This is a genomic window from Loktanella atrilutea (genome assembly GCF_900128995.1).
Lineage (GTDB): Bacteria > Pseudomonadota > Alphaproteobacteria > Rhodobacterales > Rhodobacteraceae > Loktanella > Loktanella atrilutea.
Genome location: NZ_FQUE01000009.1, coordinates 1 through 13,032, shown reverse-complemented (window position 1 = coordinate 13,032; position 13,032 = coordinate 1). Strand labels below are relative to the sequence as shown.

Annotated in this window: 10 protein-coding genes and 1 pseudogene; 2 read left to right on the top strand and 9 right to left on the bottom strand. The window is 62.3% G+C overall.

Annotated features, from left to right (window positions below; genetic code table 11):
• Positions 1 to 126 precede the first annotated feature (126 nt).
• The 3 genes from BUA54_RS15630 to BUA54_RS15620 are packed head-to-tail and all read right to left on the bottom strand — an operon-like array spanning position 127 to position 4,799.
• Complete coding sequence (locus tag BUA54_RS15630) at positions 127 to 2,655, bottom strand: excinuclease ABC subunit UvrA (protein ID WP_072858201.1); 2,529 nt, start codon at positions 2,653 to 2,655, stop codon at positions 127 to 129.
• A 56-nt stretch (positions 2,656 to 2,711) separates the two neighbouring features.
• A complete protein-coding gene (locus BUA54_RS15625; RefSeq protein ID WP_072858200.1) occupies positions 2,712 to 3,983 on the bottom strand; it encodes a glutamate-5-semialdehyde dehydrogenase in 1,272 nt (423 codons plus the stop codon).
• Between the two features lie 36 nt (positions 3,984 to 4,019).
• On the bottom strand, positions 4,020 to 4,799 hold the full coding sequence (locus BUA54_RS15620; protein ID WP_072858199.1) for a pyrroline-5-carboxylate reductase family protein: 780 nt from the start codon (positions 4,797 to 4,799) through the stop codon (positions 4,020 to 4,022).
• A gap of 273 nt (positions 4,800 to 5,072) precedes the next feature.
• On the opposite strand from BUA54_RS15620, the gene proB reads away from it, so the two are divergent.
• The gene (gene proB, locus BUA54_RS15615) at positions 5,073 to 6,233 is read left to right on the top strand and encodes a glutamate 5-kinase (RefSeq protein ID WP_072858198.1); all 1,161 of its coding nucleotides are present in this window, start codon (positions 5,073 to 5,075) and stop codon (positions 6,231 to 6,233) included.
• A gap of 70 nt (positions 6,234 to 6,303) precedes the next feature.
• On the opposite strand, the gene BUA54_RS15610 is transcribed toward proB, so the two are convergent.
• The 5 genes from BUA54_RS15610 to BUA54_RS15590 form a co-directional block, all read right to left on the bottom strand.
• Positions 6,304 to 7,251: an ABC transporter substrate-binding protein gene (locus BUA54_RS15610; protein WP_072858197.1), complete on the bottom strand. Its 948-nt coding sequence runs from the start codon at positions 7,249 to 7,251 to the stop codon at positions 6,304 to 6,306.
• Between the two features lie 29 nt (positions 7,252 to 7,280).
• Entirely contained in the window at positions 7,281 to 8,285 is a 1,005-nt protein-coding gene (locus BUA54_RS15605; protein WP_072858196.1) for an ABC transporter permease, read from the bottom strand.
• A gap of 1 nt (position 8,286) precedes the next feature.
• Entirely contained in the window at positions 8,287 to 9,804 is a 1,518-nt protein-coding gene (locus tag BUA54_RS15600) for a sugar ABC transporter ATP-binding protein (RefSeq protein WP_072858195.1), read from the bottom strand.
• On the bottom strand, positions 9,801 to 10,865 hold the full coding sequence (locus BUA54_RS15595; RefSeq protein ID WP_072858194.1) for a LacI family DNA-binding transcriptional regulator: 1,065 nt from the start codon (positions 10,863 to 10,865) through the stop codon (positions 9,801 to 9,803). The genes BUA54_RS15600 and BUA54_RS15595 overlap by 4 nt, the downstream gene beginning before the upstream one ends.
• Before the next feature lie 259 nt (positions 10,866 to 11,124).
• Positions 11,125 to 12,066: a response regulator gene (locus BUA54_RS15590; protein WP_072858193.1), complete on the bottom strand. Its 942-nt coding sequence runs from the start codon at positions 12,064 to 12,066 to the stop codon at positions 11,125 to 11,127.
• A gap of 415 nt (positions 12,067 to 12,481) precedes the next feature.
• Here BUA54_RS15590 and BUA54_RS21890 point away from each other — a divergent pair.
• Positions 12,482 to 12,594 (top strand): annotated as a pseudogene (locus tag BUA54_RS21890) (IS30 family transposase); the annotation flags it as partial.
• A 147-nt stretch (positions 12,595 to 12,741) separates the two neighbouring features.
• On the opposite strand, the gene BUA54_RS15585 reads toward BUA54_RS21890, so the two are convergent.
• Positions 12,742 to 13,032: Hpt domain-containing protein (locus tag BUA54_RS15585; protein WP_178352767.1), on the bottom strand; the 291-nt coding region annotated here is incomplete at its 5' end.

Below are 13,032 nucleotides of genomic sequence, written 5' to 3'. Positions count from 1 at the left end.
GGCCAGCCTGTCATCGGTCTTGTCGAACCTGCACTTCATGATGTGCAGATGGCAGCGAACCGAAGATCCGGCCGAGCAACAGAACCGAGGCGCGGTCCGCCGTCGGTCTGCCGGCAGACCGGACCTTCAGGCCAGTTGGCGCGGATATAGAAAGGGTGCGGTCCGGCTTAAGGTGGATCGGGCAACGTCCCGGGGCGGCCCCTCGGCTACGATCCGGCCACCCTCTCCCCCGGCACCGGGGCCGATATCGACAATCCAGTCGCTGTGCCGCGCCACCAGCATGTTGTGTTCGACCATGATGACGGAGTTTCCCGCCTCTACCAGCCGCTCCAACTGCGTGAGCAGGAGAGTGACATCCGCCGGATGCAGGCCGGTGGTCGGTTCATCCAGAACGTAGAGTGTGTCGCTGCGCTGCGCCCGCTGCAGTTCCGTGGCCAGCTTGATCCTCTGCGCCTCGCCGCCCGAGAGTTCCGTGGCCGGCTGACCCAATCGCAGATAACCCAGGCCTACCTGACCCAGCGCCGCGAGGGCGCGCTGGATGGCGGGATCGTCGACAAAGACGTCCTGCGCCATGTCCACCGTCAGATCCAGAACCTCTGCGATGGTCCTGTCGCAGTAACGAACCTCCAGCGTCTCGTCGTTATAGCGCTGACCGTGACACACAGGGCAGGGCGCATAAACGCTGGGCAGGAAAAGCAGCTCGACACTGACGAAACCTGCGCCTTCGCAGTGCGGGCAGCGGCCCTTGGCGACGTTGAATGAGAATCGCCCGGCGTCGTACCCTCTGACCCGTGCCGTTTCAGTTGCGGCAAAGAGCTTGCGCACATGATCGAAGAGACCGGTATAGGTCGCCAGATTGGAACGCGGCGTGCGGCCGATGGGTTTCTGATCCACCACGACCAGACGGCGGATATGCTGCATCCCGTCGGCAATATGTCCGCCGGTCGGAATGTCGAAGTCCCGTTCCAGCAATTCCGGCTCGGCTTCTCCGGGTTCGGTCACCGGCTTGTGCCCTAGGGCCTGTCCGACGAATTCCACCAGCGCCTGACTGATGAGACTGGACTTGCCGGACCCCGAAACGCCCGTCACCGTTGCCAAGACCCCCAGCGGCAGATTTGCATCGATACCGTGAAGGTTGTTGCGCGAAATCCCGGCCAGACGCAGCCAGCCCACCGGTTCTCTAGGGGTTCGCCCATCCATCTCCGCCGTGCCGAACAGATGCCGCGCGGTCGAGGAAATCTCTATATCCTTCAGCCCGGCGACCGGACCGCTGAAAACGACACTACCCCCTTCGGTTCCGGCTTTGGGCCCGATGTCAACGATCCAGTCGGCGTGATGGATCACGCTGACATCGTGTTCGACCACGAAGAGGGAATTGCCGGCACCCTTCAGATCGTCCAGCGCGCCGAGCAAGGCCTGCGTATCGGATGGATGCAGCCCGGCCGAGGGCTCGTCCAGCACGTAGACCACACCGAACAGCTGCGACCTGATCTGCGTCGCCAGCCGCAGTCGCTGCATCTCGCCCGGCGACAGGGTGGCCGTGTTGCGGTCGAGTGACAGATACCCGAGGCCCAGCCGGGTCAGCCCCGCCACGCGGGCCATGATGTCGCGCGTGATGCGTTGTGCGACGATGGTCTTTTCGGGGGTTCGGTCATCCGCCACCGGGTCCCGGTCGGCCCGCCTGCGCAGCAACGCAGCCAGATCTTGCAACGTCAGCCGCGAAAGCTCGCCGATATCCAATCCTTCGAACGTGACCGACAGCGACTCCTGCTTCAGCTTTTTGCCGTCGCAAACCGGGCAGACGGAGATATCCATGAATTGTGACACGCGCTTTTTCGTCCGCGCGCTTTGCGTCGTGGCATAGGAATGAAGCACGTAGTTCCGCGCACTGGTGAAGGTGCCCATGTAGGTCGGCGAGCGATCCTCCGCCCGCGCCCGCTGCGTTTCTTCCGGGGTCATCCGGGCATAGACCGGTACCTCCGGCGCCTCATCGGTAAACAGGATCCAGTCGCGCGTGTCCCGCGGCAGGTTATCCCAAGAGGTGTCGATGTCGTGACCCAAAGAGATCAGGATATCGCGCAGGTTCTGCCCGCCCCAGGCGGGCGGCCAACCGGCAATGGCGCCCTCGCGGATCGTCTTTGTGGGGTCAGGGACCAGCAGTTCCTCGGTCACATCGAAGATGCGCCCGATGCCGTGGCAGCGCGGGCAGGCGCCGTCGGGCGTATTCGGCGAGAACGCGTCGGCATAGAGGATACCTTGCCCCTCCGGATAATCGCCCGCACGGGAATAGAGCATCCGCAGACCGTTCGAAATCGTCGTGACGCTCCCGACGGAAGAGCGGGCCGACGGCGCGCCTCGTTGCTGCTGCAGGGCTACCGCAGGCGGCAGCCCTTCGATGCTGTCCACGTCCGGCTCTCCCACCTGATCGATCAGGCGACGGGCGTAGGGCGAGACGGAGTCCAGAAACCGCCGCTGGGACTCTGCGAACAGCGTCCCGAAGGCCAACGATGACTTGCCCGAGCCTGAGATACCGGTGAAGACCACCAGCGCGTCGCGCGGAATATCGATGTCCACATCCTTGAGATTGTGAACGCGCGCGCCCCGCACCTGAACGCAGTTGCGGGGGTCGGCAAGGTGGTTGTCTGTCGTGTTCATGCGTCTCCGACGACCTCTATGCCTGTTCCACGCGTCCGGGATGATGATTTAAAGCATCAATCCCGTTGCTGCCCGTTACCGTAGACGAAATATTTGAAGCTCGTCAGTTGCTCTGCCCCGACAGGTCCGCGCGCGTGCATCTTGCCCGTGGCAATCCCGATCTCTGCCCCCATGCCGAATTCTCCGCCGTCGGAAAACTGGGTCGAAGCGTTGTGCATCACGACAGCAGAGTCGATTGCGGCCATGAATCGTCTGGCGACCTGCACGTCTTCTGCCACGATGGCGTCCGTGTGGCCCGAGGAATGGGCCTGGACAAAGGCGATCGCGGCATCCGCATCATCCACGACCTTCACGGACATGATGTTGCTCAGGTATTCTGTATTCCAGTCCTCGTCGGTCGCTTCTGCCATATCCGGCAGGATACGCCGAGCCATTTCGTCGCCGCGCAGCTCGCAATCCGTCAGGGCCGCCGCAAGCCGGGGGAGCATCTGATCGGCGACACTCGCGTCAATCACGACGCATTCCGTGGCGCCGCAGATACCCGTGCGTCGCATCTTGGCGTTCCGGACGATGCCGACGGCCTTTTCGATATCGGCGCTTTCATGCAGGTAGGTGTGGTTGTTGCCGTCGAGGTGCAGCAATGTCGGTACGCGCGCCTCACGCTGGACCAGCGATACGAGGCCCCGCCCGCCGCGCGGAATGACAAGATCGACAGTGCCCGTGCTATGCAGCAGGGCCTTGACCGCATCCCGGTCGCGCATGTCGACCATCTGTACCGCATCCGTCGGCAGGCCCGCAGCACTAAGACCCTGCGACAGGCAGGCCACGATGACGCGCGAAGACTGCAGGCTTTCCGACCCACCCCGCAGGATGACGGCATTGCCCGACTTGATGCAAAGCGCGCCGGCATCCGAGCCGACGTTCGGACGCGATTCATAGATCATGGCGATCACGCCGATGGGGACGCTGACGCGGTCGATCTTCAGCCCGTTGGGACGGTCGAAGGTCGCAAGCGTGCGTCCCAGTGGATCGTCCTGCCCGGCGATTGCGTCCAGCGCATCGGCCATGGCCGCAACGCGGTCCTCTGTCAGCGTCAGCCGGTCGATGAAGGCTGCATCCTTGCCGCTGACGCTGTCGAGATCCTTGGCATTCGCAGCAAGGATCTCTGCCGTGCGTGCCCGCAGGGCCTTGGCCGCTTCGGTCAGCGCAAGATTGCGGGCCTCCGTCGTGGCCATGGACAGATCGCGCGCCGCGGCCTTGGCGCGGCGACCGAGGTCGGCCACGACAGCTTCAACGTCCGGGTTCATCTCTGTGCTCATATCGTTCATCGTATCTCCTTTCCGTGACAGTTGAACTGCCACGTCTTACTTCAGTTCACCCGCGCGGGCGTAGGCCGCCTGAAGGGTGGTGTGAAACAGGTCGTCCAGCGTGCCGTCGCGCCTCAATGCATCCAGCCCTGCCTGCGTGGTGCCGTTCTTGCTGGTCACGGAATTGCGTAGCTCCTCCAGCGTCAGGTCTGACTGGCGGGCGGCCTCGACCGTGCCGCTGACCGTATCAAACACCAGTGTCCGCGCCGTGTCGTGGTCAAAGCCAAGCGCCTCGGCGGCGGCGACATAGCTGCGCAGGACCTCGAAAACGTAACCGGGACCGCTGCCGCTGACGGCAGTCAACCGGTCGATCTGATCCTCGCTCTCGACCGGGATGCACGTGCCGGTCTGGTCGATCAGGTCCGTGATCGCCTGTGCCTGCTGAGGCGTGCAGCGGGCATTCGCATAAAGTCCCGAAACGCCCATTCCGACCAACGCCGCCATGTTCGGCATGACCCGCACGATGGCCACGTCGCCTACGACCTTTTCGATCGACGCCACACTGGCGCCTGCGGCGATCGATACGAAAGTGCCGCCGTCCTTCACGGCATGTACATAGTCAGGCAGCACGTCGGCGATCATCTGCGGCTTGATCGCAATCAGGGCGACATCGAAGGCACCCGTTGGCAGGTCGGCCGCTCGTGTCACGTGGGTCACGCCATCCGGCAGGTCGGTGGCAGCAGGGTCGGCAACGGTAAAGCTGTGGGCACCACGACTGGTCCACTGACGCAGCATTGCGCCACCCATCTTGCCGCATCCGATCAAGAGTATGTTCATCTTCGTCTCCTTCTTGCGGTCCGGCGAACGGTGTTACGATCTGACAACGATGCGCGGTCGCATCGTTCCATCGCATCCTTGCAGTGCATCGATCACTGCGCGGGGCCGAACCTGCCGACTTGCGGGTCTGGACCGCGACCTGTTTGCGCTCAGGGGGGCAGTCCATGTTACAAGTCAGCGAATCATTGAATGGGCAGTGCTACAGGGCTGCGTCACACGACGCAAACCATTAGCATTTTGTTCATTCCGAACAACGAACTACCGGAGGCGCCCATGCCAAAGAAGAAAAAGATCGTCGTCAAGATCGGATCCAGCCTGCTTGCCAACGATCAGAACCTGACCCTGCGCTATGCCTTTATCAACGGACTGCTCAGCGATCTCGCGCAGCTGAAGAGTGAAGGTTACGACATCATCCTGACCTCGTCCGGGTCGGTGGCCCTTGGCCTGAACATGGTCGGCAAACGCCCCGAGGATGCGGGGATTCTCGACAAGCAGGCAGCTGCCGCCTGCGGCCAGCCGCTGCTGATGAACGCCTACCGGCAGATCGCGTCCGAACATAACATGGACGTCGCCCAGATGCTGGTTTCCGTCGGCGACATGGAAGAACGGCGCCGCTTCCTGAACATCAAGAACACCATGCTGCGCCTGTTCGAGAACGGCATCCTGCCGATCATCAACGAGAACGACTCGGTCGCGACCCGTGACCTGCGCGTGGGCGACAACGACCGTTTGTCCGCAAAGGTCGCCCAGATGGTCGAGGCGGACCTGCTGGTCATCCTGACCAGCGTCGACGGCCTTTACGACCGCAATCCCTCGGAACCGGGGGCACAGTTCATTGCAGAGATCAATGATGTCAGCGAGCATCTCGATTCCACGACCGCCATCAGCGCCCTCGGCAGCGGCGGCATGCTGACCAAGATGCAGGCGGCGAACATGGCTCAGAACGCGGGCGTCGAGACGATCATTGCCGAAGGCATTATCGAACGCCCGATTTCGTCGGTGCTGCAAAAGGAACGGCGGTTCACCAGATGCCTCGTCACCGGCAAGACGGCGTCGCCGCTGATGGTCTGGCTCAGCAACAGGTTGCAGGTTTCGGGGACGCTCGTCGTATCGAATGCCGTGGCCGAGGCCGTAGCCGCCGGGGACCGCGGGGTCGCGCGGCACGACATCATCTCGATCCAAGGTGATTTCAACAAGGGCGACGTGCTGCATGTCTATGACGAAGCAGGGGCGGAAGTCGCGCGCGGTCTGACGAACTTTTCCTCGGAAGAGACGATGCTGATGGCGCGGCACCTCGACATGAACGTCGAGGACGTGATCGGCTACAAAACGAAAAGCGACGTGATCGCCGTGGAAAACATGCTGGTGCTGGAGCAGAACCATCTGCCGCTGGATGCGCCGGAGGTGGATCCGAAGCTGGTCGTTCCTGCGTAGGATTGACCGGGCTCAATCCTTTTCAATATCGCCATGACGGCAGCCCGGTCCCGGGCTGCCGTCTTTTCAATCAGAACGGGCTGTCGGGGTAGTAGAACTGCTCTGCGTTGTCCTTGGTCACCAGCACGGATCCGATGGTGAAGGTGCCGGATACCGGCGCGGTTGAGGTCATGCCGACGGCCGTCAACTCGATTGCGGTGGCGATCATCGAGGGCGGATAGGTCACGTCCGCCGGGATCATCGCATCACCGTCCATCACGCGCTTGACCATCTCCTTCATGCCGGCGCCGCCAAGGACGAATTTCACGTCCTGCCGGTCGGCGGCCTCGATCGCTGCCAGAACGCCGACGGCCATGTCGTCGTCAGACGCCCAGACCGCGTCGATCTGGTCGTACTTCGACAAGAAATCCTGCATCACGTTGAAGCTGTCATCACGGTTCCAGTTGCCGTGCTCCATGCCGACGATCTCGATGCCGGACCCCTCGATCGCGGACTGGAATCCCTCGACCCGCTCGTTGTCGATAGTGGTTGGTATGCCCCGCAGCACGACGATCTTGCCGCCGTCCGGCATCTGGCTGGCCATGTATTCGCCGGACACCTTGCCAAAGCCTGCATTGTCACCGGCGACGTACAGATCCTCGATCCCCGGCACCGACAGGCCGCGGTCGACGACCGTCACCCAGACTCCGCTGTCAGCAACCGACTGCACCGGTGGGGTCAGCGGATCGGATTCGAAGGGCAGCACGACCAGCGCGCTGATGTTGCGGGTCGCGACCATGTCCTCGATGTCGTTGACCTGCTTGCCCGCGTCGGACGCGGTGGCAAGGACGAAGTCGAGGTCTGGATAGACCTCCTCCAGCCGGTCAATGGCTTCTTGCGCGTGAAAGTTCATGCCACCGGCCCAGCCGTGCGTGGCTGCGGGGATCGACACGCCGATCACCTTGGTATCCTGCGCCAGTGCGGCAGTGCCAATCACGGCGGCGGCGGTGCCCGCCAGGATCGTTCTCAAATAAGACATTCTGTTCTCCTCCCAGAGTTGCGAAGCTGTCAGCCCTTCGCTTTGGCTTCTCGCTGCAAGATTACAGCCAGTACGATGATGACCCCCTGAATTGCGCCGTTGAGATAGGGCGAAACAAGGTCGGTCAGATTCAGGATGTTATCGATCAGGCTCAGGATCAGGACACCGATCACGGTGCCCCAGACCCGGCCGAAGCCGCCCTTCAGCACGGTGCCGCCGATGATCACGGCGGCGATCGCCTCCAGCTCCCACAGCACGCCGGTGGAGGCGGAGGCGGAGCCGAGCCGCGGCACGTACATGATCGTCGCGACGCCGACCAGCAGACCGAGCATAATGTAGGTCAGCATCCGCGTGCGATTGACGTTCACGTTGGAATAATGTGCGACATGCTCGTTGGAGCCGGTGGCGGCGCAATGGCGGCCGAAGCGCGCCTTGCTCATCAGCACCTCACCCAGGATCACGACGACCGCGAAGACAATGATCGGCCAGGCGATCCCCAGCACGCCGTCGAAGTAGACCGGGCGGTAAAAGGTCCGAAGGTCGAAGTCGAGCGAAAGTGTGCCGCCGTTCGCAAGCCATGTGACGAGACTGCGGTAGATGCCCATGGTGCCCAGCGTGACGATGAAGGCCTCGATCCCCAGCGTGGTGATGAGGAAACCGTTCAGCATCCCCGCGACGATCCCGGCGATCAGCGCCACCAGCATGCCCAGCAGGATGATCGGCACGCCCACCCCCAAGGAGGGCAGGGCGGCGTTCATCACGAGGATCATAAGCCCCGCGATGAAGGCTGCCATCGACCCCACCGACAGGTCGAGTCCCCCCGCAGTGATGACGAAGGTCATGCCGACCGCAATGATTCCGATGAACGCCGATCGCGACAGCACATTGTTGATGTTGCCCGCGCTCAGGAAGTTGCCGTTCAGGGCGGCTCCGATGACGATCAGGATGACCAGCGCCAGAATGGGCCCGAGCACACTCATCGACGGGATGGCGCTACGGCGCGCGCGGGGCGGGTTGGCGGTTTCGGTTGCCATGTCAGGCGGCCCTCTCGTCTGTGTCTGCGCCGACGCCCATGGCGTGGCGCACGATTGCGTCTTCGGTGATGTCTGCGCCGCCCAGAGTGCCTGCGATCCGGCCCTGCCGCATGACCAGCACCCGGTCGGACAGGCCGATGATTTCCTGCATTTCCGACGATACGACGACGATGGCCTTTCCGGCGGCGGCGAGTGCGCGCAGGAAGGTATAGATCTGCTGCTTGGTCCCGATGTCGATGCCGCGGGTCGGTTCGTCGACGATCAGGATGCGCGGTTCCGACTGCATGACCTTGGCCAGCAGCAACTTTTGCTGGTTGCCGCCCGACAGGTTACCGACCAGCACGTCGCCGTGGCCGGCCCGGATGTCGAAATCCTTGACCGCCCGGGACAGCGCCGCATCTTCCGCCTTGCGATCGATCAGCACGCGACCGAAACGGGCCAGCGCCTGCAGCGTCAGGTTGACGCGCATTCCCTTGTCCAGCAGCAAGCCGCGCAGCTTGCGGTCCTCGGTCATATAGCACAGCCCTTGATCCAGTGCATCGGCAGTACTGCGGATCGTGACTGGTTGCCCTTCAATCTCCAGCGTGGCGACGGTTGCGGGGCGCAACCCGCACAACCCTTCCATCGCCTCGGTCCGGCCGGACCCGATAAGGCCGGCGATGCCAAGGATCTCTCCATGGCGCAGGGAGAACCCGATATCATGGGCACGCCCCGGCACGGTCAGGCCCGCGACCCGCAAGGCGACGCTGCCGTCGGCAGGCAAATCCGGCTTCGGCGGGTAAAGCGCCGAGACATCGCGCCCCACCATCGCCGTGGCCATGTCGTCCTCCGTCATGGCCGCCACGCTGTCCGTCCGTACCACTGCCCCGTCGCGCATAATCGTAACACGGTCCGCGATCGCCTTGACCTCGCCCAGCTTGTGGGACGTGAAGAGGATTGCTGTCCCGGCGGCCCGCAGGGCGCGGACCTGCTCGAACAGTACTTCCACCTCCGACCCGGTCAATACGGCGGTAGGCTCGTCCATGATCAGCACCCGCGCATCGCGGCTAAGCGCCTTGGCGATTTCGACCATCTGCTTGTCAGAGTTCGACAGGCGTGAGACCGGCGTGTCCGGGTCGATGTTGCATTTCAGCCGCGAGAGATAATCCCGCGTGAGTGCGCGCATCCGTGCCTTGTCCAACAGGGGGCCGCGCCGCAGTTCGCGTCCTAGAAAGATGTTCTGTTCTACGGTCAGCTGTTCCGCCAGATTGAATTCCTGATGGATCAGCACGATCCCCGCCGCCTCTCCCTCGTGCAGGGACCCAAACCGAACCTCCTTGCCATCCAGCAGGATCTTGCCCTTGGTGGCGGGCTGATAGCCGGCGAGGATCTTCATGGTCGTGGACTTGCCGGCGCCGTTCTCTCCGATCAGCGCAAGGACCTCGCCGCTGCGCAGGTCGATGTCGATGCCAGACAGCACTTCGACCGGACCAAAGCTCTTGTGAACACTCTGCAGGGCAAGGACGGACGGCGCGGTCATGCGGCAGAGCCTTTCAGAAGGGCGGGGTCGACAGCCGCCGGCAGGTTTTCTCGTAGATAGATCGCAGGCACGATCTGCGGCAGTTGCGGCAGGGGACGCCGATCCGCAAGGCAACGCAGCAAGGTCAGCGTACCGGCGACCTCGTCTTCGGGACGCTGGTCGATGATCACGTCGATCAGCCCGTCCTCCAGCGCCGCGCGGCTGCGTGGCGTCAGTTCGTGGATCATGACGATCGGGCGCCGCCCGGCTTCCGACATCTCTGCCACGACCCGGATCAGGCCGGCATTGCCAGCGCCGGCGCTGTAAATTGCCGTGATGCTGCGATCGGCGGCAAGGGCTGCACGCAGACGCGCCTCGACCACCTCGTGGCGGTCAAGACCTTCGATCAGCGGTGCGAATGTCAGGTCCGTCGGCGCAAGCGTTTCGCGCAGGCCGGAAAGCCGGTCCGCATGATCCCGGGCGGACAGGGCGCCGACGATCGGCAGGACACGGCCAGCCCGACCGCCATGGGACAGAACGATGAGGGCACCGGCAGTCCGCCCGGCCGTCACGTTGTCAATCCCGACATAGGCATCGCGTGCGGGGGTCGGCATGTCGGAAATCATCGTCAGGACCGCGACGCCCTTGTCACGCAGCGCCCCAATGGCATCGTCGACCCCGGCATCGCTCAGTCCGACCAGTGCGACACCGTCGAAAGGGCGCTCCGCCAATGCCGTCAGGCACGCGGCCAACGCCGCAGGATCGAAGGCCGCGACCCGCTCGATCACAAGCTGCACAGGGTCCGTACCTGCAGAAGGATGCATTGCTCGCACGATGTCGCAGACCCGGTCGAAGAACGCGTTGGTGCCCTCGGGGATGATGAAACAGAAACGATAGATCCGGCGCTGCGCTAGATTGGCGGCCGCAACATTGCGGATATATCCCAGATCGGCCACCGCCTGGAGAACCGACGCACGCGATTTTTCAGCCACGCTGCCGCGGCCGTTCACGACGCGATCGACGGTCGCGTAGCTGACGCCCGCGCGTGTCGCGACATCCACCAGAGTAGGTGCACGCTTCAATCTGAAATCCTCCCGAACCACAGAGGACCATCACGGCGCGTCGCCGTCAAATCATATCTGATAGACGTCTTTCATTTTCGGAATTTAGGCGGCCTGGGATGTCGCGAATGTCGGTGTGACCGTAGACGTTCGGGCGAACATTATGCGGCTGTGGCGGAGCCTGTCATGGGCGACCTTCACCGTCGTCGGAGCCTCATTCATGCGAAGCATGTGACACCCCATGCAAAGTAGGATTGCCATCTCTTTCGAATGATCCGGGTTACAATGACAAGAGTGAGCTTCCGCAGCGATCTTCGGCATCCCCGATGACCCGGTAGAGGACGTCCACCGCGCTTTGCCCGTTCGATGCACCCAGTGTCTGGGGCGGGCTCATGTAAGGGACCACGGAAACCGGGCTGCCACGCGAGGAGGGCAGTTGGAGGTTTTCCAGCTTTCCCTGCACGTCCGTTTCCGTCTCGCGCCACGATGTCGCGCTATGCACGGCTTTTTGAGCAATGCCGGTAAAAGCCCCGTACCCTGCGTAGGACAGAAAGAACTGGGGCGCCTGCAGGCATTGGGAGATCGCCATGCCGACGCTTTGCAGGATGAACATGAAATCGTCAGGCGTGCACGACCTATGCAGTTTCGACGCATCTTTGATGGCGAACGAGAAGGCCTCCAGTCTCAAAGACCCCGACTTGCTGAGCTGGAAGATATATTTCTCCAAGGCGTCGATTTCGATCTCACCCTCGATGCCCCCCAGCCACCGGGGCTGGTAGAAATCGATCCGGCCTAGCGCAGGCTCCGGCTGGATCCCACCTTGTTTTGACTTCAGCAGATCCCTCTTTTCCATTTGACGCCTGACCTGGTCGATGCGTGCGATAAAATTTGATGCGACGATCGGCTTGGTTATGTAGTCCGAGGCTCCTGCCGCGAACGCCACATCGATGTCGGCTTTCTCAGAAAGCGCAGTCACCATCAGGATGGGGGTGTCCTTGTGCTCGGGCAGCGTGCGCACCCAGGAACACAAGGCCTCACCCGTGACCCCGGGCATTCTCATGTCGATCAGCATGCAGTCGAAAGCGGGCGTGGCCCGCAGGATGATGGGCGCCGCCTGTCCCGCATCCTCCAGGAAAGTCACGTCAGTATAGCCTGCCGACGCCAACGTCAGCTTTATAAGCTGCAGAATGAACGGGTCGTCGTCTACGACGAGTATCTTCACGTCACGTCTCTTTCGATTATTCCTGGAGGGTCGGAGGTGCAGATTTTCACCCAGGAGTGAGCCGGGTTTTCTATCAAGAACTGGCCCATTTTGATGGTTATGTTTCGATGGTCGGTCTTGGGTCAAGATATCATTTCCCACCCTCATTTTCCTGGCCCATGACGGCGGCACTGGCCTAAAAGCGGAAGCCGCATTGCTGGTCTCAAGGATGTGGCAGTATTAGGGTCAGGCGGTCGTGGAGTGCGGCCGTCATCTTAGGGCCACCGAATACGGTGGCCCTTCCGCTTCGCCGTCCATCATTTGATGCTGTCGTCCATCATCACAGGCAAAGCGATAGATCGTCTCGTGGCTCACGCGGACACTATGGCATTCCAGGCGCATCCGACCGGCGATCTGTTCCGGTGACCACCCCGCCTCGACCGCCTATCGGGATCTGCGTCGGAACCACTACGCCGACAAGGATTGCCTGAGCTGAACGGCTACTATGCTTTGAACGCACAGGACATGTATGAACAACGCCGTGCAGTCCCATTGATCAACTCCATTCGAGCTTCTGGTTTGATACAGAATTTGCACTTCATTTGTAAATCAATCGCCGCAGTTGTGCGCCTTCGCATAATTGGAGTTATGTAAAATGTCGGGAATTCAGTCGCACTGCTTCCCGACCCGCCGAAGTCAAGACACAGCGGCCCACGACGCATTGGGCAACGGCGCTGCATCTTCGACCGGCTCGCAAATATCGAGCGACATGTCCAGAAAGCTATCGAGTCCGTCGGCAATATCCGCCACGTTCCACCTGTCCAAGGCACGCTGATCCCGGATCAGACATTCCAGCCGGGACGCTTCCTCTCCCAGTTCATGCAGACCGACCGACCCGGCGGACCCGGCGATCTTGTGCAGGATCCCCTCGATCTCGGCGGTGGTCGCGACCGGATCCGCATGCCCGGCCAAAGCCTGGGCCAGCAG

What these genes read in the sequence shown, in the direction of transcription:
- BUA54_RS15630 (WP_072858201.1), bottom strand. Translation starts at nt 2,655, where the DNA reads ATGAACACGACAGACAACCACCTTGCCGACCCCCGCAACTGCGTTCAG.
- BUA54_RS15625 (WP_072858200.1), bottom strand. Translation starts at nt 3,983, where the DNA reads ATGAACGATATGAGCACAGAGATGAACCCGGACGTTGAAGCTGTCGTG.
- BUA54_RS15620 (WP_072858199.1), bottom strand. Translation starts at nt 4,799, where the DNA reads ATGAACATACTCTTGATCGGATGCGGCAAGATGGGTGGCGCAATGCTG.
- proB (WP_072858198.1), top strand. Translation starts at nt 5,073, where the DNA reads ATGCCAAAGAAGAAAAAGATCGTCGTCAAGATCGGATCCAGCCTGCTT.
- BUA54_RS15610 (WP_072858197.1), bottom strand. Translation starts at nt 7,251, where the DNA reads ATGTCTTATTTGAGAACGATCCTGGCGGGCACCGCCGCCGCCGTGATT.
- BUA54_RS15605 (WP_072858196.1), bottom strand. Translation starts at nt 8,285, where the DNA reads ATGGCAACCGAAACCGCCAACCCGCCCCGCGCGCGCCGTAGCGCCATC.
- BUA54_RS15600 (WP_072858195.1), bottom strand. Translation starts at nt 9,804, where the DNA reads ATGACCGCGCCGTCCGTCCTTGCCCTGCAGAGTGTTCACAAGAGCTTT.